At 60.6% G+C, this 26,281-nt stretch carries 20 protein-coding genes; all 20 read left to right on the top strand.

Features of this window, described 5'->3' with window-relative positions; genetic code table 11:
- Positions 1 to 267: 267 nt before the first annotated feature.
- The 20 genes from JFU48_RS29135 to pseC all read left to right on the top strand — a co-directional run bounded on the left by JFU48_RS29135 (position 268) and on the right by pseC (position 26,273).
- Positions 268 to 1,008: a flagellar basal body rod protein FlgF gene (locus tag JFU48_RS29135; protein ID WP_007965507.1), complete on the top strand. Its 741-nt coding sequence runs from the start codon at positions 268 to 270 to the stop codon at positions 1,006 to 1,008.
- Between the two features lie 45 nt (positions 1,009 to 1,053).
- The gene (gene flgG / locus JFU48_RS29130; protein ID WP_003222804.1) at positions 1,054 to 1,839 is read left to right on the top strand and encodes a flagellar basal-body rod protein FlgG; all 786 of its coding nucleotides are present in this window, start codon (positions 1,054 to 1,056) and stop codon (positions 1,837 to 1,839) included.
- Positions 1,840 to 1,891: 52 nt separating this feature from the next.
- The gene (flgH, locus tag JFU48_RS29125) at positions 1,892 to 2,587 is read left to right on the top strand and encodes a flagellar basal body L-ring protein FlgH (protein WP_103521185.1); all 696 of its coding nucleotides are present in this window, start codon (positions 1,892 to 1,894) and stop codon (positions 2,585 to 2,587) included.
- A 27-nt stretch (positions 2,588 to 2,614) separates the two neighbouring features.
- Positions 2,615 to 3,703: a flagellar basal body P-ring protein FlgI gene (locus JFU48_RS29120; protein WP_080593281.1), complete on the top strand. Its 1,089-nt coding sequence runs from the start codon at positions 2,615 to 2,617 to the stop codon at positions 3,701 to 3,703.
- 11 nt (positions 3,704 to 3,714) lie between these two features.
- The gene (gene flgJ, locus JFU48_RS29115) at positions 3,715 to 4,998 is read left to right on the top strand and encodes a flagellar assembly peptidoglycan hydrolase FlgJ (RefSeq protein WP_201138414.1); all 1,284 of its coding nucleotides are present in this window, start codon (positions 3,715 to 3,717) and stop codon (positions 4,996 to 4,998) included.
- Between the two features lie 24 nt (positions 4,999 to 5,022).
- Entirely contained in the window at positions 5,023 to 7,068 is a 2,046-nt protein-coding gene (flgK, locus tag JFU48_RS29110) for a flagellar hook-associated protein FlgK (RefSeq protein ID WP_103483900.1), read from the top strand.
- A gap of 13 nt (positions 7,069 to 7,081) precedes the next feature.
- The gene (locus JFU48_RS29105) at positions 7,082 to 8,650 is read left to right on the top strand and encodes a flagellar hook-associated protein 3 (RefSeq protein WP_103483901.1); all 1,569 of its coding nucleotides are present in this window, start codon (positions 7,082 to 7,084) and stop codon (positions 8,648 to 8,650) included.
- A 111-nt stretch (positions 8,651 to 8,761) separates the two neighbouring features.
- Positions 8,762 to 12,355, top strand: coding sequence for a glycosyltransferase (locus tag JFU48_RS29100; protein ID WP_201138413.1), 3,594 nt, complete (start codon positions 8,762 to 8,764; stop codon positions 12,353 to 12,355).
- Positions 12,352 to 12,618, top strand: a complete 267-nt coding sequence (locus JFU48_RS29095; RefSeq protein WP_201138412.1) for a hypothetical protein — start codon at positions 12,352 to 12,354, stop codon at positions 12,616 to 12,618. The genes JFU48_RS29100 and JFU48_RS29095 overlap by 4 nt, the downstream gene beginning before the upstream one ends.
- Positions 12,593 to 14,581, top strand: a complete 1,989-nt coding sequence (locus JFU48_RS29090; RefSeq protein WP_201138411.1) for a calcium-binding protein — start codon at positions 12,593 to 12,595, stop codon at positions 14,579 to 14,581. Before JFU48_RS29095 ends, JFU48_RS29090 begins: the two co-directional genes overlap by 26 nt.
- Before the next feature lie 255 nt (positions 14,582 to 14,836).
- A complete protein-coding gene (gene rfbF, locus JFU48_RS29085) occupies positions 14,837 to 15,610 on the top strand; it encodes a glucose-1-phosphate cytidylyltransferase (protein WP_201138410.1) in 774 nt (257 codons plus the stop codon).
- Positions 15,592 to 16,674, top strand: a complete 1,083-nt coding sequence (gene rfbG, locus JFU48_RS29080; protein ID WP_201138409.1) for a CDP-glucose 4,6-dehydratase — start codon at positions 15,592 to 15,594, stop codon at positions 16,672 to 16,674. The genes rfbF and rfbG overlap by 19 nt, the downstream gene beginning before the upstream one ends.
- Positions 16,671 to 17,231, top strand: a complete 561-nt coding sequence (locus tag JFU48_RS29075) for a dTDP-4-dehydrorhamnose 3,5-epimerase family protein (RefSeq protein ID WP_201138408.1) — start codon at positions 16,671 to 16,673, stop codon at positions 17,229 to 17,231. Before rfbG ends, JFU48_RS29075 begins: the two co-directional genes overlap by 4 nt.
- On the top strand, positions 17,228 to 18,454 hold the full coding sequence (locus JFU48_RS29070; protein WP_201138407.1) for a class I SAM-dependent methyltransferase: 1,227 nt from the start codon (positions 17,228 to 17,230) through the stop codon (positions 18,452 to 18,454). The genes JFU48_RS29075 and JFU48_RS29070 overlap by 4 nt, the downstream gene beginning before the upstream one ends.
- Positions 18,451 to 19,302, top strand: coding sequence for an NAD-dependent epimerase/dehydratase family protein (locus tag JFU48_RS29065; protein ID WP_201138406.1), 852 nt, complete (start codon positions 18,451 to 18,453; stop codon positions 19,300 to 19,302). Before JFU48_RS29070 ends, JFU48_RS29065 begins: the two co-directional genes overlap by 4 nt.
- Complete coding sequence (locus JFU48_RS29060) at positions 19,299 to 20,369, top strand: class I SAM-dependent methyltransferase (RefSeq protein ID WP_201138405.1); 1,071 nt, start codon at positions 19,299 to 19,301, stop codon at positions 20,367 to 20,369. Before JFU48_RS29065 ends, JFU48_RS29060 begins: the two co-directional genes overlap by 4 nt.
- A 17-nt stretch (positions 20,370 to 20,386) precedes the next feature.
- The gene (locus JFU48_RS29055; protein ID WP_027614220.1) at positions 20,387 to 21,124 is read left to right on the top strand and encodes a cephalosporin hydroxylase family protein; all 738 of its coding nucleotides are present in this window, start codon (positions 20,387 to 20,389) and stop codon (positions 21,122 to 21,124) included.
- A 55-nt stretch (positions 21,125 to 21,179) separates the two neighbouring features.
- A complete protein-coding gene (locus tag JFU48_RS29050) occupies positions 21,180 to 24,095 on the top strand; it encodes a TIGR00180 family glycosyltransferase (protein ID WP_201138404.1) in 2,916 nt (971 codons plus the stop codon).
- Between the two features lie 22 nt (positions 24,096 to 24,117).
- Positions 24,118 to 25,119 (top strand): UDP-N-acetylglucosamine 4,6-dehydratase (inverting), encoded by a 1,002-nt coding sequence (pseB, locus tag JFU48_RS29045; RefSeq protein WP_098967822.1) that lies wholly within the window; start codon positions 24,118 to 24,120, stop codon positions 25,117 to 25,119.
- Positions 25,116 to 26,273, top strand: coding sequence for a UDP-4-amino-4,6-dideoxy-N-acetyl-beta-L-altrosamine transaminase (pseC, locus tag JFU48_RS29040; protein ID WP_201138403.1), 1,158 nt, complete (start codon positions 25,116 to 25,118; stop codon positions 26,271 to 26,273). Before pseB ends, pseC begins: the two co-directional genes overlap by 4 nt.
- Positions 26,274 to 26,281: the final 8 nt, after the last annotated feature.

Here is a 26,281-nt window from a genome sequence, read left to right as displayed (position 1 = left end):
AAAGAAAAGCGGGGCGGCTTCGCCCCCCATCGGGGATAAATCCCCTCACCACAGGTTTTATTTCCATCTGCAACAATCGTGATTGCCGCCTAGCGGCATAACACCGCCGGTTTTTCGACTTCGATACATTTCCAATTTCCCCGCAAACCCCCTCAAGTCCTTTGTTTACCGGGCCGCAAGCCGCCAGAAAAAAGTTGGTCTGCAAATTGCTTATGGCTCAGCAGTACAGCGGTGGGCGGCAAACGTCCGGCATGCAGAGGAAAGAGTGTGGACAAGTACCTTTATGTGGCAATGACCGGCGCCAGTCAGAACGCACTGGCGCAAAAGGCGCATGCCAACAACCTGGCGAACATCTCCACCAATGGTTTTCAGCGCGACCTGGAGCAGGCGCGTTCGATGCCGGTGTTCGGTGACAGCTTTCCGGCGCGTGCGTTTGCCATGAGCGAGCGGCCCGCCACCGACTTCACCGCCGGTTCGCTGGTGCAGACCGGGCGTGACCTTGACGTCGCCGTGACCGGCAACGGTTTCATTGCCGTGCAGAACCCCAACGGCGGCGAAAGCTACGTGCGCACCGGCAGCCTCAACATCGACGCCCTCGGCGTATTGCGCGCCGGCAACGGCATGCCGGTATTGGGCAACGGCGGTCCGATCGCCGTGCCGCCGGAGCAGCAGGTCGAAGTCGGTGAAGACGGCACCATCAGTATTCGTGCGATGGGCGAAGGCCCGCGCGTCATGGCGGAAGTCGACCGGATCAAACTGGTCAACCCGGACATCAAGAACCTCAACAAGGGCCTCGACGGTTCGATCTACACCAAGGACGGCCAGCCTGCGCCGGCCGATGCCAACGTCAAACTGGTGTCGGGTTTCCTCGAGTCGAGCAACGTCAACGCCGTGGAAGAAATGACCTCGGTGCTGGCCCTGGCCAAGCAGTTCGAGTTGCACGTCAAGATGATGAACACCGCCAAAGACGACGACCAGGCCATGGCTCGGGTCTTGCAGATCAGCTAATTATCAGAACGTCGCGCCGTAAAACAGGCGCACGAGGAGAATCGAATGCTTCCGGCTCTATGGGTTGCCAAAACCGGTCTGTCCGCCCAGGACACCAACCTGACCACCATTTCCAACAACCTGGCGAACGTCTCGACCACGGGTTTCAAGCGTGACCGTGCCGAATTCCAGGACCTGCTGTATCAGATCAAGCGTCAGCCAGGCGCTCAGTCGACGCAGGACAGCGAACTGCCGTCGGGTCTGCAACTGGGTACCGGTGTGCGCATCGTCGGCACGCAGAAAAACTTCACCGCCGGCAGCCTGCAAACCACCGAGCAGCCGCTGGACATGGCCATCGACGGTCGCGGTTTCTTCCAGATCCTGCAGCCGGACGGCACCACGTCCTACACCCGTGACGGTACTTTCCACCTCGACTCCAATGGCCAGATCGTCAACGCCAGCGGTTTCGCCCTGGAGCCGGCCATCGTCATCCCGAACAACGCGCAGAGCTTCACCGTCGGCACCGACGGCACCGTGTCGATCACAGTGCCAGGCAACCCGGCCGCTCAGGTGATCGGCAACCTGCAAACCGCCGACTTCATCAACCCGGCCGGTCTGCAAGCGGTGGGCAACAACCTGTTTCTGGAAACCGCTGCTTCCGGCGCGCCGCAAATCGGCACCCCGGGCCTGAACGGTTTCGGTACCACGCTGCAGAACACCCTGGAAGGTTCCAACGTCAGCACCGTTGAAGAGATGGTCAACATGATCACCACTCAGCGCGCTTACGAGATGAACTCCAAGGTGATCTCCACCGCCGACCAGATGCTCTCGTTCGTAACGCAGAATCTGTAATCAGTCTATGAGGCGGCCATGAGGCCGCCTGCAACACCGTGAGGTAAGGGTCATGAAACGCTTCGTATCTGTTCTGGCATTGGGTGGGGTCGTCTCGCTCGCGGGCTGCGTCGCTCCGCCGCCAAAGCCCAATGACCCTTACTATGCCCCGGTATTGCCGCGTACGCCGTTGCCGGCTGCAGCCAACAATGGCTCGATCTATCAGGCCGGCTTCGAGCAGAACCTCTACAGCGACCGCAAGGCGTTCCGGGTCGGTGACATCATCACTATCACCCTGAACGAGAAGACCCAGGCCAGCAAGAACGCCAACTCCCAAGTGGCCAAGAACAGCAAGACCGGCATCGGCCTGACCTCGCTGTTCGGCGGCAGTGGCACCACCAACAACCCGTTGGGTGGCAATGACCTGAGTCTGGATGTCGGCTACAGCGGCGACCGTGCAACCAAGGGTGACAGCAAGGCGGCGCAGGGCAACACCCTGACGGGTTCGATCACCGTGACCGTGGCCGACGTGCTGCCCAACGGCATCATCGCCGTGCGCGGCGAGAAGTGGATGACCCTCAACACCGGCGACGAGCTGGTGCGGATCGCCGGTCTGGTGCGTGCCGATGACATCGCCACCGACAACACCGTGTCGTCGACCCGTGTCGCCGATGCGCGCATCACCTACTCGGGCACCGGTTCGTTTGCCGATGCGAGTCAGCCAGGCTGGTTCGACCGTTTCTTCCTCAGCCCGCTGTTCCCTTTCTAGGTGGCGACTTTGAACTTCAAACACCTGATGCTGGCTGCGGCATTGATGTCCGCAGCCTTTGGTGCCCACGCCGAACGGCTGAAAGATATCGCCAGCATTTCCGGCGTGCGCTCCAACCAATTGATCGGTTACGGCCTGGTGGTCGGGCTTAACGGCACCGGCGACCAGACGACGCAAACCCCGTTCACCCTGCAGACCTTCAACAACATGCTCTCGCAGTTCGGCATCAAGGTGCCGCCGGGATCGGGCAACGTGCAGTTGAAAAACGTCGCGGCGGTGTCGGTGAGTGCCGATCTGCCGGCGTTCGCCAAACCGGGGCAGCAGGTCGATATCACCGTGTCTTCCATCGGTAACTCCAAGAGCCTGCGCGGCGGCACCCTGTTGCTGACCCCGCTCAAGGGGATCGACGGCAACGTCTACGCCATCGCTCAGGGCAACCTGGTGGTCGGTGGTTTCGATGCTGAAGGTCGCGACGGTTCGAAGATCACCGTCAACGTTCCGTCGGCCGGTCGCATCCCGGGCGGTGCGTCGGTGGAGCGTTCGGTGCCGAGCGGGTTCAACCAGGGCAACAGCCTGACGCTGAACCTCAACCGTTCCGACTTCACCACCGCCAAGCGCATCGTCGACAAGATCAACGACATGCTCGGCCCTGGCGTGGCGCAAGCCATCGACGGCGGCTCGATCCGTGTGACCGCGCCGCTGGATCCGAGCCAGCGCGTCGACTACCTGTCGATCCTCGAAAACCTCGAAGTCGATCCGGGTCAGGCGGTGGCGAAAGTCATCATCAACTCGCGCACCGGCACCATCGTCATCGGCCAGAACGTGAAAGTCTCGCCGGCCGCCGTGACCCACGGCAGCCTGACCGTGACCATCACCGAAGACCCGATCGTCAGCCAGCCGGGCCCATTGTCCAATGGGCAGACGGCCGTTGTGCCGCGCTCGCGGGTCAACGCCCAGCAAGAAGCCAAGCCGATGTTCAAATTCGGCCCGGGTACCACCCTCGACGAAATCGTGCGTGCGGTAAACCAGGTTGGCGCGGCACCGGGTGACCTGATGGCAATCCTTGAAGCACTGAAGCAGGCCGGCGCGTTGCAAGCCGACCTGATCGTGATCTGAGGACGGCGACCATGGATATGCGCAAAGGCAGTCTGGCGGGCACTGGCGATTCGGGTTCGTACTCCGACCTCAATCGTCTGAACCAGCTCAAGGTCGGCGACAAGAACAGCGATGCGAACATGCGCAAAGTGGCGCAGGAATTCGAATCGCTGTTCCTCGGCGAAATGCTCAAGTCGATGCGTTCGGCCACTGAGGCATTGGGTAAAGACAACCCGATGAACACCCCGGCGGCCAAGCAATATCAGGAAATGTACGACCAGCAACTGGCGGTGTCGCTGTCTCGCGAGGGCGGCGGTATCGGTCTGGCCGACGTGCTGATGAAGCAGATGTCGAAGAACAAGCCAATGGCGCCGGGTGAGGCTGCGGCCGCGTCCGCTGCCAAGCAGGAAGCGGCGAAAGCCGCTGCGGTGCAGACGCCGATTGCTGCCGGCACTACCGGCACCGGCCCGCTGTCACGGCTCAATGGCGAGCGCCCGTTGTGGGCCTCGCGTTCGTTGCATGCGCCGAACACTCAATTGGCCCACGCCAACGACATGGAAATGATCAACAAGCGTCGTCTGGCTCTGCCGCCGAAACTGGCTGATCGTTTGCTCGCCGGTCTGGTGCCTTCCGCTACGCCGACTGCCGCCAATGCGTTGCCGCAACGCACCGCGAGCACGGCCGCCACTGGTTCCGGTCCGCTGTACAACGGCGACTGGCTGAGCCGTGCCGAAGACGCCAAGGCGTCCGGCGGGCAGATGCAGATTTACGGCCGGGCAATGGCGCAGATTCCGCTGGCGCCGGCCAAGCGCGCCTTCAGCTCCGCCGACGAATTCGTCAACACCATGCTGCCGATGGCCAAAGAAGCCGCCGCGCGTATCGGTGTCGATCCGCGCTACCTGGTGGCGCAAGCCGCACTGGAAACCGGTTGGGGCAAATCGGTCATGCGCGCTCAGGATGGCAGCAGCAGTCACAACCTGTTCGGCATCAAGGCCAGCAGCAACTGGACCGGCGATTCGGCCCGGGCAATCACCAGCGAGTTCCGCAACGGGCAGATGGTCAAGGAGACGGCGCAGTTCCGTTCCTACGCCTCGTACAAGGACAGTTTCCACGATCTGGTGACTTTGCTGCAGACCAACAATCGCTATCAAGATGTGGTGAAGTCGGCCGATAACCCAGAACAGTTTGTACGCGAGTTGCAAAAGGCCGGTTACGCGACCGACCCGAACTACGCGACGAAGATTTCGCAGATAGCCAAGCAGATGAACAGTTTTGAAAACTACGCTGCGGCGGGCGTTTCCACCCAGCCTTTTTAAGGCACAAGGTATAAGGTCTGAACCATGAGTTTGCTCAATATCGGGATGTCGGGTCTGGCGTCGAGTCAGGCCTCTTTGGCTACGACAGGCAACAACATTGCCAACGTCGACACCGCCGGTTATTCACGCCAGCAAACCGTGCAGGGCACCAAGGCCTCGCAGCAGTACGGCACCGTTTTCATCGGCACGGGCACAACCCTGGCTGACGTGCGCCGGGTCTACAACTCCTACCTGGAATCGCAATTGCACACCGCGACTTCGCTCAACAGCGAAGCGGCGTCGTACCTGGCCCAGGCCACGCCACTGGACGCCACGTTGTCCGACACCAACACCGGCCTGACCGGCGTGTTGCAGAAGTTCTTCACCTCGATGCAGGGCGTCGCAACGTCGGCGACCGATGACACCTCCCGTCAGTCGGTGCTGACTGGCGCACAGGCGCTGACCAGTCGCTTCAACACCATCGCCAAACAGCTGAACGACCAGAACACCAGCATCAACGGCAGCCTGGGCGACATGACGGCCCAGGTGAACAAACTGGCGACCTCGATTGCCAATCTGAACCAGAAGATCGGTGAGATTTCCACCAGTGGCGGTGCCCCGAACGATCTGCTCGACAGCCGTAACGAAGCCGTGCGTCAGCTGTCCGAGCTGACCGGTGCGCAGGTCGTCGAGCGCGGTACCAGCTTCGACGTGTACATCGGCAGTGGTCAGCCACTGGTGATCGGCAACACCACCAACACCCTGAGCACCGTGCCAAGCAAAGACGATCCGTCGCGCATGGCGATCCAGATGGACCGCGGTTCGAGCACCATTGACGTCACTTCGGCGATGACCGGTGGCGAAATCGGTGGCCTGCTGACCTATCGCAGCGACGTCCTCGACCCGTCGCTCAATGAGCTGGGGCGTGTAGCGCTGGTCGTCGCCGATCAGATCAACAGCCAGCAAGCCCAGGGCATCGACAAGAACGGTGACTTCGGCGCAGCACTGTTCAACAACATCAACAGTGCCGCGCTGGTCAGTCAGCGCAGCATCGCGCAGTCGGGCAACAGCGCAGGCTCGGGCAACCTCGATGTGACCATCAAGGACACCGGCAAGCTGACCACCAGCGATTATCAGGTCACCTTCACCAGCGCCACCGACTACTCGGTCAAACGCTCCGACGGTACCGACCTCGGTTCGTTCAGCACCACCACCAACCCGCCTCCGGTGATCGACGGCTTCAGCCTGTCGCTCAATGGCGGTGCGCTGAGCGCCGGTGACACCTTCAAGGTGACCCCGACCCGTAACGCGGCGGCGAGCATCCAGACGGTGCTTACCGATCCGAAGAAAATCGCCGCCGCCGGCCCATTGACCGGCTCGGCTAGCGCCAACGGCCTGGGCACTTACACCCAGCCGACGCTCAGCGACAAGATTGATATCTACAACCCGACTGCCCAGGCCGACATGCAGGCGGCGCTGAAGAATTCGACGCCGGTCAAACTGGTGTTCGGTGACGCGAGCGGCGGCAGCCAGTCGTACAACCTGGTCGATGCCAAGGGCGCGACCATCGGCACTGGCACCATCGTTCCCGGCCAATCGAACACGCTCAACCTGAAAGTGGGCATCGTCGACGCCAGCGGCAACCCGGTGATGGACACCACTGTCACGCCGAACGTGCAGAAAACCTTCACCGTACAGACCACGGTCGGTGGCACGCCGAAGTCCGGCGAAACCTTCACCATGAACCTAACCGGTGCCGCCTCGTCCGACAACCGCAACGCGCAAGCGCTGGTGGCTCTGCAAACCAAGCAAACCGTCGACACCGGTTCGGCGAGCAAGGGCATCAGCCTCACCGACGCCTACAACAAGCTGGTGACCAACGTCGGTACCAAAGCGGCGCAAGGCAAATCCGACGCCACGGCCACTTCGCAGATTCTGGATCAGGCCCAGGGCGCACGCGATTCGCTGTCCGGGGTCAACCTGGATGAAGAAACCGGCAACCTGGTCAAATACCAGCAGTACTACACCGCCTCGTCGCAGATCATCAAGGCGGCGCAGGAAACATTCTCTACGTTGATCAACAGCCTTTAAGGAGTCGTAATTCATGCGCCTTTCCACCGCCCAGTATTACGGCACCCAAGCGGCTGACTATCAGCGTAACTTCAACAAGGCCGTTGCCACCGCGAGCGAGGCCAGCAGCCTGCAGCGCATCAACACTGCAGCTGATGATCCGATCGGTGCCGGTCGTTTGCTGCAACTGGGCCAGCAGGCGGCGATGCTGGATCAGTACAACACCAATATCAGCAGCACCAAGAGCGGGTTGTCCGTACAGGAAACCACGCTGGACTCCATCACCACGGCACTGCAACGCGCCAAGGAATTGTCTCTGGCCGCCAACAACGGCACGGCCACCGACAAGGATCGCCAGGCCTACGCTCAGGAGCTGGGACAGATTCAGCAAACAGTGCTGGGCCTGATGAACTCCAAGGATGCCAACGGCAACTACCTGTTCTCCGGTTCGAAGACCGACACCGCGCCGTACTCGCAGAATGCCGACGGCACCTTTTCTTACAACGGTGACCAGACCACCATCAACCTGGGCATCGGCGACGGCATGACCGTCGGCACCAACACCACGGGTTGGGATGCTTTCCAGCAGACCATCAATACCGGTCGCACCAGCACCACCATGACTGCTCCGGCGGTGGATGACGGTCGTGTGGTGCTGTCCAACGGTACGGTTGGCACCGCAGCCACCTATGACGCCAAGTTCACCGCTGGCCAGCCTTACACCGTCAGCTTCGTCAGCAGCACTCAGCTGAAAATCACCGATGCCCTGGGCAATGACGTAACCGCCGAGGCCAGCAAGAACGGGGTTGTCAGCAACAGCAGCGGCGCCAACCAGACGGTCAGCTTCCGTGGTGTCGACATGAAGCTGAACATTAACCTGAAGGCGGGTGACACTAACCCTGACGCGGTCATTGCCGGGCACAGTTTCCAGTTGGCTTCCACGCCTGACTCGTTCACCACCACGCGCAGTCCGGGCAACCCGTCTACTGCGGTGATCACCGGTTCCAGCATCACCGACCAGGCGGCGTATAACAATGCCTTCCCGCAAGGTGGCGCGGTCCTCAAGTTCACCAGCGCCACCGCGTTCGATCTGTACGCTGCACCTGTTACCGCTGACAGCAAGCCTGTGTCGTCCGGCACGGTGGCCGGGGGTAACGCAACCGCTGCTGGTGTGACCTTCGCGTTAGGCAGCGCACCGGCAGCGGGTGATCAGTTCTCGATCCAGCCGAACAATCATCAGACCCAGAATATCCTCGACACCCTGGGCCAGATGATCACTGCGATGAACACGCCAATCGATGGCGATGACGTGGCCAAGCAGAAATTCCAGGGCGCGATGGAGGCCGGTCTTGGCAACATCGACAGCGCTAATAATCAGATTGGTGCTGCGGTTACTGCAATCGGTGCGCGTGGTCAGTCGCTGGATATGCAAACCGTGACCAACCAGAGCCTGAGCACCGCGAACACTACGACCCAGGGTTCGATTCGCGACTCGGATCCGGCCGAAGTCATGACCCGCCTGACTTTGCAGCAAACCATGCTGCAGGCAGCGCAACTGGCCTTCAGCAAAATCAGCCAGTTGGGTCTGTTCAACAAGATCTGATGGTCAACGGGTGTGCAAACGCCCGTTTTGCCGTGTCCCCCTTAGTTAATGTTTTTTGCGGTTTTCAGGGCTCGCTTTCAGGAGCGGGCTCGTACCGCCTGTGAGCCCGCCGTGAATTCACTCCCTCTCGTCAGTATTGCCATTCCCGCCTTCAGTCCACGTTTCTTCGAACGGGCATTGCGCAGTGCCGTCGGTCAGAGCTACGGCAATCTCGAAATCATTGTGTGTGATGACAGTCGCGGCAACGAGATCGAAGACATCGTTGCCAAGGTGGTCGAGGGCACGGGTTTTGCCGTGAGCTACGTGCGCAATCCACGCACGTTGGGCATGGTCGGCAACCTGAAGGTCTGCCTCGATCAGGCGCAGGGTGAGTTCATCAAGTTTCTGTGTGACGACGATCTTCTCTATTCCACCTGTGTCGAACAACAAGCCCATGAACTGTTGCGCGACGAAGTCAGTCTGGTAGTGGCCCAGCGACTTCTGTGGGATGCGGGCGAAATCATCCTGCCTTCGCGTCTGGAAAATACTTCGTTGACACCTTTCAGCGGCTTGCTCAAGGGCGATGATCTGCTGGGGATATTCGAAAAATTCCCGGTCAACGTTCTGGGCGGGTTCAGTAGCGCCTTGTTCCGCCGTGCGGATGTTGTGGAGCTCTTGCCGGCGCTGACCCAGGAAGGTTACTGCTTTGTCGCAACCCTGGATTTCGCGTTGTACGTCTGCCTGCTGCGGCGCGGCAATCTTGCGCTGTCCAACAATGTGCTCAGCGTCGAGCGACTTTACGCAGAGCGCTTGAGCGCACAACAACCCATGAAGGATGCGGTAGAGGTTGAGCGCGAATGGATTTCGCAAATGCTCAAGGCCCGCAGCGGCGAGGCGGCACCTGCATCCGGATGGGTTCGCTACGTCCAGTTGACCAAGGCTGATGAGTCGCCGCGAGTCTGGGAGGAGCTGCCTTTGAGCCGTACTCTCGGTACCAAACAGAGCCGTCAGGAGTGGAGTGTCGGCGCCGACAGTTTCAGTTTCACCGAACTCTATGCGCAGTGGCTGGCGTGTCGGGTGCTCACCGACGAGCAGCGAAAATATCTGCCGGAAACGATTTCCAACTGGCCGCATCAGCCCCGGATCGTGCCGGTCATCATTGATGGTCGGGGCAACCGTAACGGTCTCGAACGCACGTTGGAGGCGCTCGGTGCTCAGGATTACCCGCCAGAATTGATTCTGGTGCTATCGGAGTCCTGTGCCGAAGCCGAGCTGGACGGGCGCGTATTTCGCATGCCGTTGCAAGGGGACGGTCTGGAGCAGATCAATGCGTTGCTGCCGCAGCTGGAAGGCGCCGACTGGTTCTACCTGTTGCAGGCCGGTGATTGTCTGGTAGCGCCAGCGCTGTTGATAATGGCAGAGCGGATCGCGCACTCGAACACTTTCACCTGCCTGTACAGCGATGAGGGCAGTTTGCGCGGTGGTGAGTCGGTAGAGCCGGCTTTCAAACCGGATTTCAACATCGATCTCATGCGCAGCTACCCTTACGTCGGGCGTGCTCTGGCGTTCAAGCGCGAGCGTTTTCTTGAGCTGGGCGGGTTTGAGCCGGACTTTGCCGAGCTGGCAGCGCATGACGTGCTGTGGCGCATGGTCGAGAGCGACGGGACGCAGGCTATCGGCCATGTCGCGGAAGTTTTACTGGAGTCCAGGCACGACCTGTCCAAATGGCTTGCCGAACCAGGCGTCGTGGAGCAAAACCCACGGGTGCTCGAAGCGCATTTGCAGCGTTTGGAGGTCGCACACGGTATTCGCCGTGGCAGTCGCGAGTTGCTCAATCGTATCGACTATCAACATGCCCGACGCCCGTTGGTGTCGATCATCATTGTGACGCAGGACCAGACAGCCGCTTTGCAGCGCTGTGTCGAGACGCTACTGGAAAAAACTGCTTACACCGAGTACGAATTGCTGTTGGTCGACAACGGCAGCAAAAGCGCTGAAGCACTGGCATGGCTGGAAGGCATGGCGCAGCTGGGCAGTGACCGGATCCGCGTAATCACCTGTTCACAAACGAGTAATGTCGCTGCATTGCACAATTTCTCGGTGGCGCAGGCGCGCGGCGAGTATGTGTTGATGCTCAACTCCTTTGTGGTGATTACTCAGGCTGACTGGCTGGACGAACTGGTCAACCATGCACAGCGCCCGGAAGTGGGTGTGGTCGGAGCCAAACTGTTCAACCCGGACGGTTGCGTGTTGCATGCCGGCCTGATTCTTGGCTTGCAAGGGCCGGTCGGTCTTCCGTTTTACGGTCAGCCTGCACAGTCCGACGGCTATATGTTCCGTCTGCAAGCGGTGCAAGACCTGAGCGCTGTGGGTGGCGATTGTCTGATGATTCGCAAATCGCTCTTCGAGGCGCTTGGGGGGCTGGATGAGCATGATCTGAAACAAGCGCTCAATGTCGCGGATCTCTGCCTGCGGATCGGTCAGGAAGGCTATCTGGTGGTGTGGAACCCTTACGCCATTCTGGCCATTGGCGAACGGCCAACCAGTGCGGCGACGGAGCAGGAAGAGCAACTGCATGTTCAGGAACAGGAAGTGTTTTATCGACGTTGGCTGCCGCTCATCGCGCGTGACCCGGCTTATAACGTCAACCTGGCCTTGCAGGGTATCGGAGCGACTTGCTTCAGTCTTGAGCCGGGGCTGCGCACTGGCTGGAGCGCATTCTCCAGAGTGCAGTTGCCCAATGTGCTTGCGGTGCCGATCAATGCCTCGGCGATTGGGCATTACCGCATGAGTCAGCCGTTGATCGAGCTGAAGGCGGCCAACAGAGTAGAGGGGCGCATTTGTTACGGCTTGCCATCGATCATTGATATCGAGCGCCAGACGCCTGACGTTATCGTGCTGCAAGGACGCTACTCGGAACACGCCATCGATGAAATTCCACCACTGAAGAAGTATTTCAATGCGCGGCGAATCTTCGAGCTGGACGACTATGTGATTGACGTTCCACATCGCAACGCGCACATCCGCAACATGCCGAGCAAGCAGGACATGGAGCGTATGGTACGACGTGCTATCGGCCTGTGTGATCGTGTGGTGGTCTCCACTCAGCCGCTCGCCAACGTCCTGTCGGACATGCATCACGATATTCGTGTTGTGCCGAACATGCTGGCCAAAGACATGTGGAGCAACCTTCGCAGCCAGCGCCGTACCTCGAAAAAACCTCGAGTGGGCTGGGGCGGAGGCACCAGTCACCATGGCGATCTGGCGGTCATCGCCGACGTGGTTCGTGAGCTGGCGAATGAAGTCGAATGGGTGTTCTTCGGCATGTGTCCGGATGACCTGCTGCCGTACATGCACGAGTTCCACGGCGTAATCCCCCTCGAGGTGTATCCGGCAAAACTGGCCAGTCTCAACCTGGATCTTGCGTTGGCGCCGCTGGAGTTTCACATCTTTAACGACTGCAAGAGCAACCTGCGTCTGCTGGAATATGGTGCCTGCGGTTACCCTGTGATCTGCACCGACACCGAGGCCTATCGCGGCTACCTGCCGTGCACGCGGATCAAGACCAACACCACCGATGAGTGGCTGCAAGCGATCCGCATGCACCTGGCCGATCCGGATGCCAGCTACCGCATGGGTGATGATTTGCGTGAGGTCGTGTTGCGTGACTACGTGTTGCGTGGCGATAACCTGCGGTATTGGGAGTATGGCTGGCTGGCGGATTGATCGATTCGCGCACGGCCCCATTGCAAAAACAGGCGACTTTCGAGTCGCCTGTTTTTTTTTGCGTGGCGAAAAGTTTTTGTATCAAGCCCGATACTTTTTTTGGCGGCGGGCTCAAGCATCGGGATTTTTCTGTCGATACCTTTCCATGCGCTCAATTGGCACGGTCAGCGAAGACCGCCCGGCCAGTGTCTGAGGTGACCGATTTCCGGATTCGACAACAACGCAAGGAAGAAGCAAATGGCAGTAGTAAATGGAACGAGTGAAGCGGATATCCTGTCGGGCACCGATGGCAATGACGAACTCCATGGACTGGAGTCCGACGATCAACTGCTGGCCAGCGCGGGATCCGACCTGCTCGACGGTGGTGAAGGTTTTGACACGGCGAACTATTACGCAATGGAGTCGGGAGTCAGCGTCGAGTTTGGCACTGGTGCGGCAACGGTCGCAGGGCCTGACGGCAAGGTCGATACGCTGGTGTCGGTGGAGAAGGTGGCCGGCAGTTACCACAACGACACGTTTACCGTTTCCGTGGGCGGGGTGACGCTGGACGGCAGCGGCGGTGATGATCTGTACATCGTCGACGCCGAAGGCGTGACCCTGATTGAAGAAAACTACGGTGGCTACGACGAGCTGCGCACCAGCCTCAACACGGTCAAGATGGACCCGTTTATCGAGAAGCTGACCTTCACGGGCACGGGGGATCTCAAGGTTTACGGCAACGCCAGTGACAACGAGATCATCGCCGGAGCGGGCAATGACTGGCTGTGGGGCGGCGCTGGTGCCGACCACTTTGTCGGTGGCGATGGTTACGATACGGTCAGCTACAGCGACAGTCTCGAGGGCGTGCGCGTCGAAGACTTTACCAACTACGACGGACTGACCATTGCCTACGGCGATACCTTTACCGGTATCGAGGCGATTCAGGGCTCGGGGTTCGATGATGTGATTTATCGCCATCAAGGCTCGATGGTCATCGATGGTGCCGACGGTCATGACACCGTGAATTATCGTTACGCGTTCGATGTGGCCAACGTTGTGATCGGCGGTGGCACCAATGCTGCGGGCGATACGTTGCTTAGCGTGGAAGAAGTCATCGGCTCCACCGGTGCTGACCGCTTCACCGTGAACGCCAGCGGTGTGACGGTCGCAGGCGGTCACGGTGATGACGTTTATGTGATCAACAGCACCGGCGTGACGGTCGAGGAAGACGACGGTTTCATGGGCGGAACCGATCACGTGTTCACCAGCCTTTCGGAACTGAAGCTGAGTGCGTTCGTGGAAAACCTGACCTATACCGGCACTGCCGACTTCACCGGCTACGGTAACGACGAAGCCAACACCATCGTTTCCGGTGCCGGCAATGACGTGTTGCTGGGCGGTGCAGGTGGCGACCGTTTTGAAGGCGGCGCCGGTATCGACATCGTCAGTTACGACGACAGCACTGAAGGCCTGAGCGCCTCTCTGAACTGGGGGCCGCAGAGCGGAATTGCGCTCTACGATATCTACATCGATATCGAAGGTCTGCGCGGCAGTCAGTACAACGATTCGCTGCAAGGCAATTCGGACGACAACATCCTCGAGGGCGGGGCCGGCGACGACCAGATTACCGGTGGCGATGGCAATGACCACATCTATGGCGGCCTGGCATCCGGTCTGGATCAGGCCGGGCAGTCCGACTCCCTGTCGGGCGGCGCGGGGGATGATGTCATCGTCGGTGCCAGCAATGATCTGTTCACCTGGGCCAGTGGCGATGACGGCAACGACACGATCACGCTGGGCCGTGGAATGGCCTTTGGCGGTGAAGGCAACGATGTGCTGACCGCTACGGGCAGCAACTACGTGCTGAACGGTGATGGCGGGAATGATCTGCTGATTCTCAATCTTGCCGGCCAGTCGTCTTCCGGCGGCAGCGCCTATGGCGGCCAGGGTGACGACACTTACGTGGTCAACACCAGCGGCCTGGTAACGATTCAGGATTACGGGCTGGACATCAACGACACGCTGATCCTCAACACCATCACCAACGCCAGCCAGTTGAACGTCACCCGTATCGGCGACGACGCCTACCTGCACAGCGCCAACGATGGCAGCACTGGTGTGCCGGACAACGGCGTGAAACTGGCGGGTTGGTATGCCGGGTTCAACACCATCGAGCACCTGCAGACTGCCGACGGCCAGGTCTACGACCTGCCGGCGACTGTCGATGGCTTCGCCATGTTCGGCTGATCGCTCAATCTGTTGATGCAACGCAAGGAAAGAGATGAATCCGCTGCTGGATTCATCCCTTTTTTCATGCCTCGCGGCGCACCTGACGCAGCGCTCATGGAGCTGGCGCGTTTCCTGCAAGTCCCCCTCAAATCGCCATAAAACGAGCGCTCGCGGTCATCGCAGCGACGCCGCAGGCGGCAAAAGGGTTAGCCAGACGGCGCGCATCGCTCAAAAAAGCCATGCGCAGCCCGGTGACGAACGAGAGGGGAGACGATGAAGGCAGTTATTTTGGCGGGTGGCCTCGGCACGCGCATCAGTGAAGAGTCGCACCTCAAGCCCAAGCCGATGATCGAGATCGGCGGCAAGCCAATTCTCTGGCACATCATGAAGCAGTATTCCGCTCACGGAATCCACGACTTCGTGATCTGCCTGGGCTACAAGGGCTATGCGATCAAGGACTTCTTCGCCAACTACTTCCTGCACACCTCCGACGTCACTTTCAACATGCGCGAGAACCGCATGGACGTGCATCAGAATTACAGCGAGCCGTGGAGCGTCACCCTGATCGACACCGGCGAGGAAACCATGACCGGAGGCCGTCTGCTGCGTGCCGGTCGTTACCTCAAGGATGAAGAGGCGTTCTGCTTCACCTACGGCGACGGCGTTTCCGACATCAACATTGCTCAGCTCGTCGATTACCACAAAGCGCACGGTCGCCTGGCCACCGTCACCGCGGTGCAGCCGCCGGGACGTTACGGCGCCCTCGAGCGCCAGGGCGATCAGGTGCTGGGTTTCACCGAGAAACCGCGCGGCGACGGTGGCTGGATCAACGGTGGCTTTTTCGTGCTGTCACCCAAAGTCCTGTCCTATATCGCTGGCGATGAAACCACCTGGGAAGCCGAGCCGCTGGCGCGTCTGGCTCAGGAAGAACAGTTGAACGCCTTCGAACACGAAGGCTTCTGGCATCCGATGGACACCCTGCGCGACAAGAACCACCTCGAAGCGCTGTGGCAGAGCGGGGAGGCCCCATGGAAGCAATGGGTCTGAGCGCGGATTTCTGGCGCGGCAAACGTGTGCTGGTCACCGGTCACACCGGTTTCAAGGGCAGTTGGCTGACCCTGTGGCTGCAAAGCCTCGGTGCGCAAGTCAGCGGTTTCTCGCTGGATCCGTCGACCGAACCGAGCCTGTATGAACTGGCGCGGGTTCACGAAGGGATCAACGATCAACGTGGAGATCTGCGCGATCTCGGCGCGCTGCTGGAGATCATTGCCGACACAGAGCCGGAGATCGTCCTGCACCTGGCGGCGCAGCCACTGGTGCGTGAAGGCTATCGCGACCCGCTGGGCACATACTCCAGCAACGTCATGGGCACGTTGAACCTGCTCGAAGCGATTCGTCAGGTCGGTTGCGTACGCGCCTGCGTGCTGGTGACCACCGACAAGGTTTACGCCAACAAGGAATGGCTGTGGCCGTACCGCGAAGACGAAGCCCTTGGCGGGCACGATCCTTACAGCAGCAGCAAGGCTTGCTGTGAACTGTTGGCACAGTCTTATGCGGCGTCGTTTTTCCCGGCTGACAAGTACGCCGAGCACGGTCTGGCCCTGGCCACCGCGCGCGCCGGCAACGTGCTGGGCGGCGGCGACTTTGCCCCGGAGCGCCTGATTCCCGACGTGCTCAAAGCCTGGACTGCCGACGAGCCGGTGACCCTGCGTTATCCGCAAGCCGTGCGCCCGTGGCAGCACGCGCTGGAACCGCTGGCCGGTTATCTGCAACTGGCGGCGGGGCTCTACGAACAAGGCCCGGAGTACGCCGGGGCGTGGAACTTCGGCCCGGGCGAGGCGGACATGTGCAGCGTCGGCGAAGTGGTCGAACAGCTCGCCAGTCGCTGGCCGCAGGCACGCGGTTTGCGCATCGAAAAAAGCGAACTGCACGAGGCTGGTCTGTTGCGCCTCGACAGTAGCCGCGCCCGTCAGGTACTCGGCTGGCAGCCACGCTGGACCTTGCAGCAATGCCTGACCCAGACTCTCGACTGGCACTTGGCGTGGCAGAACGGCGATGACATGCGCAACGTCACTCTCGGTCAACTGAACCTGTACCGAGGCGCGCTGTGAGCGAGTTTTCCTTGAAACAGTTGCCGCTGGCCGGGTTGTTCAGCGTCCAGCACAAACGCTTCGAAGATCAGCGCGGGCACTTCGCCCGGTTGTTCTGCGAGGGCAGCCTGAGCGCGTTCGGCAGCGAATTTCATATCCGCCAGATCAACCATTCCTGCACCCGCGAGAAGGGCAGTGTGCGCGGTCTGCATTACCAGAACGCCAATGCACCGGAAGCCAAGCTGATCACCTGTCTGCGCGGTGAGGTGTGGGATGTGGCGGTGGATCTGCGCCCTGATTCCGAAACCTTTTTGCACTGGCACGCCGAGCACCTTAAGGCTGGCGACGGTCGCAGCCTGTTGATTCCGGCCGGGTTTGCTCACGGCTTCCAGACCCTGACCGCCGACGCCGAACTGCTTTATCTGCACAGCGCCGATTACGCGCCGGAGCACGAGAGCGGACTGTCGGTGAACGATTCACGGCTGGCAATTGCCTGGCCGTTGCCTGTCAATAATTTGTCAGCGCGTGATTCCAGCCATCCCGCGCTCGATCAACACTTTGCTGGAGTGCGTCTATGAACTGCCGTGGGTGCGCCGCACCGCTGAGCCTGCCGCTGATCGACCTCGGCACCTCACCACCGTCCAATGCCTACGTGCACGCCGAGCGCCTGGACCAGGCTGAGCAATGGGTGCCGCTGAAGGTTGCCGTGTGCCAGCAATGCTGGCTGGTGCAGACCGAGGATTACACCCGCGCCGACAGCCTGTTCGATGCCGAGTACGCCTACTTCAGTTCGTTCTCCAGCACCTGGCTGGCCCATGCCGAGCGCTATGTCGCCGAGATGGTCGAGCGCTTTGCGCTGAACGCCGACAGCCGTGTAGTCGAAATCGCCGCCAATGACGGCTATCTGCTGCAGTACGTCGCTGCTCGCGGCATCCCGTGTCTGGGTGTCGAGCCGACCCGCAGCACCGCGCAAGCGGCGCGGGAAAAGGGTCTGCAGATTCGTGAAGTGTTCTTCGGTCGCGACAGCGCTGCGCAGCTGCACAGCGAAGGCTGGGGCGCCGACCTGATGGCCGCCAACAACGTGCTCGCGCATGTGCCGGACATCAATGATTTCCTCGGTGGTTTCGCCACGCTGCTCAAGCCGACCGGCGTCGCCACTTTTGAATTTCCGCAACTGCTGACGCTGATGGCCGGTGCGCAGTTCGACACGCTGTACCACGAGCACTATTCCTATCTGTCGCTGACTGCCGTGCAGACTCTGTGCGAGCGCAATGGTCTGGAAGTGTTCGACGTCAGCGAACTGCCGACCCACGGCGGTTCGCTGCGGGTGTTCGTGCAGCGCCGGGACGGTGAGCGTCGGGCGGTGCAGCCGGCGGTGCAGCAACAGTTGCAGGCCGAGCTGGATGCCGGGGTGAAAACCCCTGAGTACTACGCGACCCTCGCGCCGGCTGCCGAACGCATCAAGCATGAACTGCTGCGCTTCCTGTTGCAGGCCAAGGCCGACGGCAAGCGTGTGGTCGGTTACGGCGCGGCGGCCAAGGGCAACACCTTGCTCAACTACGCCGGGGTCAAACCCGACCTGCTGGCGTGGGTGGCCGATGCCAACCCGCACAAGCAGGGCAAGTTTCTGCCGGGCAGCCGTATCCCGATTGTCGCGCCGACGCAGATCGACATCGAAAAGCCGGACTACGTGCTGGTACTGCCGTGGAACCTGCTGCACGAAGTCAGTCAGCAACTGGCGCAGGTGCGTCAGTGGGACGGGCGCTTCGTGATCGCCGTGCCTGAGATGAAAGTCCTGTGAAAGTTCTGGTCACCGGGGCCACGGGCTTCGTCGGCCGGCATCTGGTCGCCGCGTTGCTCGCGCGTGGCTACGACGTTCGCGCGGTGGCGCGCAATTCAGATACGGCTGCGACCATGCCGTGGATCAACCACGTCGAATTTGTCGCGGCGGATATTCACGCGGCGGATCTGGACATTGCGGCGCTCACCGACGGTATCGACGTCCTCGCGCACCTGGCTTGGCCGGGGTTGCCGAACTATCGGGCGCTGTTCCATTTCGAGCACAACCTGATGGCCGACTACCGCTTTATCAAAGGCACGGTCGAGGCGGGTGTGAAGCAAGTGCTGGTGACTGGCACCTGCTTCGAGTACGGCATGCAAAGCGGCCCGCTCAGCGAAAATGTCGAGCCGAAGCCGAGCAATCCTTACGGTCTGGCGAAACACACGCTGCATCTGTTTTTGCAAAATCTGCAACAGGAAAAACCGTTCACCTTGCAGTGGGCGCGTCTGTTCTATCTGCATGGCGAAGGGCAGAACCCCAACAGTCTGCTGGCGGCACTGGACCGGGCGATCGATGCCGGGGAGGCGTCGTTCAACATGTCTGGCGGCGAGCAGCTGCGGGACTTTTTGCCGATCGCCAGCGCCGCCGCTTACCTCGCCACGATCGTCCATCAGCGCGATTTCAACGGCGTGATCAATTGCGCCAGCGGTCAGCCGGTATCGGTGCGCGCACTGGTTGAACAACGGCTGCGCGAGCGCGGTGCGGCACTGAATCTGAACCTCGGCCATTACCCGTATCCGAGCCATGAACCGATGGCGTTCTGGGCCGTGACCGAGCGTTTGCAACAGCTACTGGGAGAGCCGCAATGAGGCACGAGTTGTATCGGGTTACCGACCTGCCGGTGTTGCAGAACCGCACCTTCGCCGACCCGGAGTCGGCCAAGGCTTCGGCCAGCGCCGACATGCTGCTGGTGCAGGACGAGCGGAGCGGCCTGATCTTCAACGCCGCGTTCAATGCCGACAAGCTCAGCTATGACGCTGACTATCAGAACGAGCAGGCCCATTCGGGCCAGTTCCAGAAGCACCTGAGCGACGTCGAAGGCATCATCGCCAGGCACTTCAAGGGCCAGGAGCTGATCGAAGTCGGCTGCGGCAAGGGCTACTTCCTTGAGTTGCTCAAGGGCCTCGGTTATTCGATCACCGGGATCGACCCGGCCTACGAAGGCGAGAACGCCGACGTGATCAAGGCGCCGTTCACCCGTGGTCTCGGCCTGGCGGCGGACGCCATTGTCCTGCGCCATGTGCTGGAGCACATCGAAGACCCGGTGAGCTTTCTGGCGGTGATTGCCGAAGCCAATCAGGGCGGGCAGATCTACATCGAAGTGCCGTGCTTCGACTGGATCCTCGAGCACAAGGCCTGGTTCGACCTGTTCTACGAGCACGTCAATTATTTCCGCCTCGATGACCTGCGCCGGATGTTCGGCACCGTGCACGAGGCCGGCCACCTGTTCGGTGGCCAGTACCTGTACATCGTCGCCGACCTGTCGACGTTGCGCCTGACCCCGGAGCAACCGGTGCCACGCCTGACGCTGCCGGACGGTTTCACGGCGAGCCTTGAGCGCGCGGTGCAGATCATTCAATCCGCACCCGAGCAGGGTTCGGCGATCTGGGGCGCATCGTCCAAAGGCGTGATCTATTCGCTGTTCCTGCAACGCGCGGGTGTCGCGGTGGATCGTGTGGTGGATATCAACCCGGCCAAACAGGGGCGTTATCTGCCGCTGAGCGGCGCGCGGGTGTCCTCGCCGCAAGAGGCCATGGATGCGCTGCCCGAAGGCGCCAACCTGTTTGTGATGAACTCCAATTACCTCGAAGAAATCAAGCGGATGACCGGTGGACGCTACGTCTATCACGCCGTCGATAGCGCTTCGTTCCAGTGACCATTGAGACTTTGAACATGACCGACAACAGCATCAACCAAGCCTTCGAAGCCGAATGCCGCGAGCAGATCGCCCAGCAGGGTGACGACCAGAAACTCACTGGCCTGGCCCGTGATTTCTTCAACGAATCGGCCAAACACAAGTACAGCTACCACTTCTCGTGGATGGGCCGCCCGATCATCCAGTTGCCACAAGACATGATGGCGATGCAGGAGATCATCTGGCAGGTCAAGCCGGATCTGGTCATCGAGTGCGGCATCGCCCACGGCGGTTCGATCATCTACTACGCCTCCCTGCTGGAGCTGCAAGGTCACGGCGAAGTGCTGGGCATCGACCTCGACATCCGCCCGCACAACCGTGAAGCGATCGAAAGCCACCCGATGGCCAAGCGCATCAAGATGATCGAAGGCTCGAGCATCGACCCGGCCATCGCCGCTCAGGTGCAGGCTGCGGCCAAAGGCAAGAAGGTCATCCTGGTGCTCGACTCCAACCACACCCACGACCACGTACTCGAAGAGCTGCGCCTGTATGCGCCCTTGGTCTCGGTCGACAGCTACTGCGTGGTGATGGACACCGTGGTCGAAGACATGCCGGCCGATTTCTTCCCGGATCGTCCATGGGGCCCGGGTGACAACCCGAAAACCGCAGTGTGGAAGTACCTGGAAGAGAACCAGGATTTCGAGATCGACCAGCAATTGCAGAACAAGCTGCTGATCACCGTGGCGCCGGACGGCTATCTGCGTCGCGTTCGTTAATTCGCAACATCACCAAAGCGTTATCTCGGCGAGTCGCCGGTTGTGGAGAGAAGTTATGCAAGGCAAGTACAGTTCTGAACTGGCGCTACCGCTCAACGAGCTGTTGACCGTGGTGCTGATTACTCACAATCGGCCGGCGTTCCTGCGTCGGGCGGTGAAGTATTACAGCAGCTTGCCCTGCCGGATCATGGTGCTCGACTCCACACCCGAGCGGCCGGAAGGGGATTTTTCCGCCGTCGATTATCACCATGTGCCGCAGTTCGCTTACTGGGGCATGCAGTCCAAACTGGCTTATGGTGTAGAGCGACTGACCACGCCGTACATGGTGCTGGCGGCTGACGACGATTTTATCCTGCACGATTCGCTGGCCGAGTCCGTCGGTTTTCTGCAGGCGAATCAGGACTACGGCATGTGCCACGGCTACTGCCTGATGTACCTGTCTCTGGCACACGGGGTGAGTTACTACCGCCGCGACAAGAAGGTCCAGGAAGATTATGCGTCGGAGCGGGCTCAGGATCGGGTCATCGATTACATGAGTCAGTACATCCCGCCGTTCTACGCGGTGACCCGTACCGATCTGATGAAGACTTGGCATTCGGCGCTGCCGCCGGGTACCAGTTTCCAATGGCAGGAAATCGGTCACGTGTATTTTCTGCTGGCCAGTGCCAAGGCGCGGATCCTGCCGATGCCTTACGTGGTTCGCGAGATCAACTATGGTGTCTCCGAGCACAGCACGGATGTGTATCACTCGCTTACTTACGTCGACAGTAAGTCGGTTGCCGAACGCGAGGCTTTCACCGACTTCCTGATAACGCTGCCGACCGAGATCAATGGCCTGGACACCGAACAGGCCAAGGCCTTCGTCGAACAGAGTTACGAAGCGATGGCCGAGAGTCTGCGGACCGGCCGGGCTCTGGCTGCCGAGTTGATTTTTGAATCCACCTGGAATCAGCACTCGAAAGTACCGGATCGTCGTTTCGGACCACTGCAATATGTCGAGATGCCGTTCTACAACCAGGCGTTCTTCGACCGTCTGGAACAGTTCGAATTCATGCTGCACGCCATGCCGGCCGGGCGCATGCAGCTGGAAGGGCTAGAAGGTATCTGGGCGCGCCAGACGCACCTGTTGCAGGCACGCAATAACGATAATCCAGAGAGTGTGCTGGACCGTTTGTGGCAGGCGCATGACCTCAATGCCTTCAATCGAAATGTGCTCAAGCGTCTGGCGGGGCAATTGGACCTGTTGGGCGACGCCGAAGCGGCACCGGCGATTCATGAATGGATTGCCCGTCTCGAGTCGCTGAGCGTCGACGATCATCGCGCAGTCTTTGACAATATGACGTCGGGTCGCCTGCTCAACTGGCTGGCCGCGCGAGCGCCTTCCGAACAACAGTTCGAGTCAATCCGTCAGCACTTGGCAACTAACGGTGGTGGTCCGCAGTTCGGGATTTTCCTGCTTGATCTGGATAACGACATCGACAAACTGCAGGTCTCTCTCGACAGCCTGCTCGAGGGGCACTGCAAGGCGTTCAAGATTGTCGTGCTCACCACCGGCGAACCACCAGCGGCAACCACGGCGCAAAACATTCTGCATTTTGTCCGGGTCACTCCAGGCAATTTTGTTGACAGGCTCAACCAGAGCATTCGGCAGTCTCCCTGCGATTGGATGTTGCTGGCGCAGGCGGGGGATGAGTTCACGTCGAGCGGATTGCTGCGTGCCAGCCTGGAGTTGATGTCCGTCGAGGGCGTTCACGCGGTTGCCACCGATGAAGTCCAGCGCAAGGAAGGCGGGGCGCTGATTGACGTGTTCCGCCCCGGCTTCAATCTGGATCTACTGCAGAGTATTCCTTCGTTGATGGCGCGCCACTGGTTGATTCGCCGAGAGGTACTGCTTGAGGTTGGCGGTTATCAGTCGGATTTCCACAAGGCGCTGGAATTCGACTTGCTGCTACGCATCATTGAGCAAGAAGGGCTCGGTGGCCTGGCCCACCTTGACGAACCGTTGTTGATTACCCAGGCAGCGGTGCTGGAAGAAAACGCCCACGAGCGTCAGGCCTTGCTGCGTCACCTGGGTCATCGTGGCTACAAGGCGCGGATCAGCTCGACAGTGCCGGGGACTTACCAGATTGATTACCGCCATTGCGAACAGCCGAAGGTTTCGATCATCCTGCCTGCGGGCGGCGATCTTGCGGAACTTCAACGCTGCCTGAACGGCGTGTTGTTGCGAACGCGCTACACCCGTTATGAGGTGCTGATTGCGGCCAATCCGCATTTGTCGGCTGCGATCAATGACTGGCTGGGTTCTCTGCAGAATGCCAGGGTGCGCGTGCTGTACGCCGATCGACCACTGACTGAGGTGGCACTGTGCAATGCGGCGAGTCAGGAGGCACAGGGCGAGTATCTGGTACTGCTGGCAGCGGACAGCGAAGTGGTCAATCCGAACTGGCTCGAGTCTTTGCTCAACCACGCTCAGCGTCCGGAAGTCGGCATCGTGGGGGCCAAAATGATTGATCGCGACGGCAAGATTTCTCAGGCCGGTTTGATTCTTGGTCTGAACGGTGGCGTCGGATCGGCCTTCATCGGCGAAACACACACCACCGAGGGCTATATGCAACGCCTCGTCGTCGAGCAGAACTACTCGGCCGTGTCGAAGGTGTGCCTGATGGTGCGCAAAGAGTTGTTCGACGCGCTCGGCGGTCTGGACGAAGTGACCTTTGCCGACGGTTTCAGCGACGTCGATTTGTGCCTCAAGGCCGGTCAGGCCGGTTACCTCACGGTGTGGACGCCGCTGGTGCAGGTGCTGCACACCGGCGAGCTGCCGCAGGTTCCCGAAGCATTGGCGGCATTGCGGGAGAAATGGAGCGCGGCCTTCGCCCAGGATCCGGCGTATAACGCCAACCTGGCCCTGACCGGCAAAGGCTTCACCCTGGGCGACAGTGCCCCGATCAATTGGGCGCAGTTGCTCGCCTGAGCCGGCCGACAGGAATCCGAACATGTTCAATGGTAAATCGATCTTCATCTCCGGCGGCACCGGCTCGTTCGGGCGCAAATTCATCGCCCGTCTGCTTGAGCAATACCAGCCCAAGCGCGTGGTGGTGTTCTCCCGCGATGAGCTCAAACAGTACGAAATGCAGCAGACGTTCAACGCGCCGTGCATGCGGTACTTTCTCGGTGACGTGCGCGATGCCGACCGTCTGCGGCAGGCCATGCGCGGCATCGACTACGTGGTGCACGCGGCGGCGCTCAAGCAGGTGCCGGCGGCGGAGTACAACCCGACCGAATGCATTCGCACCAACGTCAATGGCGCGGAGAACATCATCGCCGCTGCCATCGACAACGGCGTGAAGAAAGTCGTGGCCCTGTCCACCGACAAGGCTGCCAGCCCGATCAACCTGTATGGCGCAACCAAGCTGCTCTCGGACAAACTGTTCGTCGCCGCCAACAACATTGCCGGCGAGCAGCAGACCCGTTTTGCCGTGGTGCGCTACGGCAACGTGGCGGGCTCGCGGGGTTCGGTGGTGCCGTTCTTCAGCAAGCTGATTGCCGACGGTGCGCAGGAGTTGCCGATCACCGACGAGCGCATGACCCGCTTCTGGATCACCCTCGATCACGGCGTGCAATTTGTCCTCGACAGCTTTGCGCGGATGCATGGCGGCGAAGTGTTCGTGCCGAAGATCCCGTCGATTCGCATCGTCGATCTGGCGCGAGGCATGGCCGAGCATCTGCCGCACAAGAACGTCGGTATTCGTCCCGGGGAAAAACTGCATGAACTGATGGTGCCGCTGGACGATGCGCGGATGACCCTGGAATTCGCAGACCACTACACCATCCAGCCTTCCATTCGCTTTACCAGCGTCGATGTCGATTTCTCCATCGACAAGCTCGGCGAACGTGGGCGGCCGGTGAGTGAAGATTTCGAATACCGCTCCGATACCAATCCGCACTACCTCTCGGTCGGGCAGATCGCCGAGCTGCACGCGAAGTTGTCGGCATGATTCCCTACGGTCGGCAGAGCGTTGATCAGGCGGACATCGATGCTGTGGTCGAGGTGCTGCAATCGGACTGGCTGACTCAAGGCCCGAGCATCGAGCGCTTCGAGCAGGCAATGGCCGAACGATGCCAGGCCAACTTCGCCGTGGCGGTGTGCAACGCCACCGCGGCGCTGCACATTGCCTGCCTCGCTGCCGGCCTTGGCCCGGGCGATCGCTTGTGGACCACGCCGAACACTTTTCTGGCTTCGGCCAACTGCGGGCGCTATTGCGGCGCCGATGTGGATTTCGTCGATATCGATCCGCTGACCTGGAACCTCGATGCCTTCGCCCTCGCGGCGAAACTCGATCAGGCCGAGCAGGACGGCACGCTGCCGAAAGTGTTGGTGGCGGTGGCGTTCTCCGGGCAGAGCTGCGACCTGCGCAAGATTGCCGAACTGGCCGAGCGCTACAACTTCACCGTGATCGAAGACGCCTCGCACGCCGTGGGCGCCAGCTACGCCGGGCGCCCGGTGGGTTGCGGGGAATTTGCGGCGATGACCGTGTTCAGTTTCCACCCGGTGAAGATCATCACCAGCGCCGAAGGCGGCATGGTCCTGACCAATCGCCCGCAACTGGCCGAGCGTCTGCAACGCCTGCGCAGCCATGGCATGACCCGCGATCCGCAGCAGATGAACCAACCCAGCCACGGCCCGTGGTATTACCAGCAGATCGAGCTGGGCTTCAATTACCGGATCACCGATTTGCAGGCGGCGCTGGGTCTGTCGCAACTGGGCAAACTGGACGAATTCATTGCCCGTCGCCGTGAACTGGCGGCGCGTTACGACCGTTTACTGGCCTACCTGCCACTGACCTTGCCCAGCGCGCAGCCGGAGGCAGAATCGGCGTGGCACCTGTACGTGGTGCGCCTGCAGACCGAGCGCATCGGCCTGACCCACCGTCAGGTGTTCGAAGGCTTGCGTGCCGCCGGTATCGGCGTGAACCTGCACTATATTCCGGTGCATTTGCAGCCGTACTATCGCGAACTGGGTTTCGCCGAGGGCGACTTCCCCGAAGCCGAGCGTTATTACGCCGAGGCGATCAGCCTGCCGCTGTTTCCGTTGCTCAGCGATGAGCAACAGGATCATGTGGTCGAGCAACTGCGTCGGTTGACCGAATAGAGACCGCT

This window comes from Pseudomonas sp. TH49 (genome assembly GCF_016650625.1).
GTDB classification, from domain to species: Bacteria; Pseudomonadota; Gammaproteobacteria; order Pseudomonadales; family Pseudomonadaceae; genus Aquipseudomonas; species Aquipseudomonas fluorescens_H.
Note: the sequence above shows the minus strand (reverse complement) of the source record. Positions and strands in the feature narration are given on the sequence as shown.

Coding starts and splice junctions, on each gene's coding strand:
- JFU48_RS29050 (WP_201138404.1), top strand. CDS start 21,180: ATGCAAGGCAAGTACAGTTCTGAACTGGCGCTACCGCTCAACGAGCTG.
- JFU48_RS29105 (WP_103483901.1), top strand. CDS start 7,082: ATGCGCCTTTCCACCGCCCAGTATTACGGCACCCAAGCGGCTGACTAT.
- flgK (WP_103483900.1), top strand. CDS start 5,023: ATGAGTTTGCTCAATATCGGGATGTCGGGTCTGGCGTCGAGTCAGGCC.
- rfbF (WP_201138410.1), top strand. CDS start 14,837: ATGAAGGCAGTTATTTTGGCGGGTGGCCTCGGCACGCGCATCAGTGAA.
- rfbG (WP_201138409.1), top strand. CDS start 15,592: ATGGAAGCAATGGGTCTGAGCGCGGATTTCTGGCGCGGCAAACGTGTG.
- JFU48_RS29090 (WP_201138411.1), top strand. CDS start 12,593: ATGGCAGTAGTAAATGGAACGAGTGAAGCGGATATCCTGTCGGGCACC.
- pseB (WP_098967822.1), top strand. CDS start 24,118: ATGTTCAATGGTAAATCGATCTTCATCTCCGGCGGCACCGGCTCGTTC.
- pseC (WP_201138403.1), top strand. CDS start 25,116: ATGATTCCCTACGGTCGGCAGAGCGTTGATCAGGCGGACATCGATGCT.
- JFU48_RS29055 (WP_027614220.1), top strand. CDS start 20,387: ATGACCGACAACAGCATCAACCAAGCCTTCGAAGCCGAATGCCGCGAG.
- JFU48_RS29060 (WP_201138405.1), top strand. CDS start 19,299: ATGAGGCACGAGTTGTATCGGGTTACCGACCTGCCGGTGTTGCAGAAC.
- flgJ (WP_201138414.1), top strand. CDS start 3,715: ATGGATATGCGCAAAGGCAGTCTGGCGGGCACTGGCGATTCGGGTTCG.
- JFU48_RS29070 (WP_201138407.1), top strand. CDS start 17,228: ATGAACTGCCGTGGGTGCGCCGCACCGCTGAGCCTGCCGCTGATCGAC.
- JFU48_RS29120 (WP_080593281.1), top strand. CDS start 2,615: ATGCTGGCTGCGGCATTGATGTCCGCAGCCTTTGGTGCCCACGCCGAA.
- flgH (WP_103521185.1), top strand. CDS start 1,892: ATGAAACGCTTCGTATCTGTTCTGGCATTGGGTGGGGTCGTCTCGCTC.
- flgG (WP_003222804.1), top strand. CDS start 1,054: ATGCTTCCGGCTCTATGGGTTGCCAAAACCGGTCTGTCCGCCCAGGAC.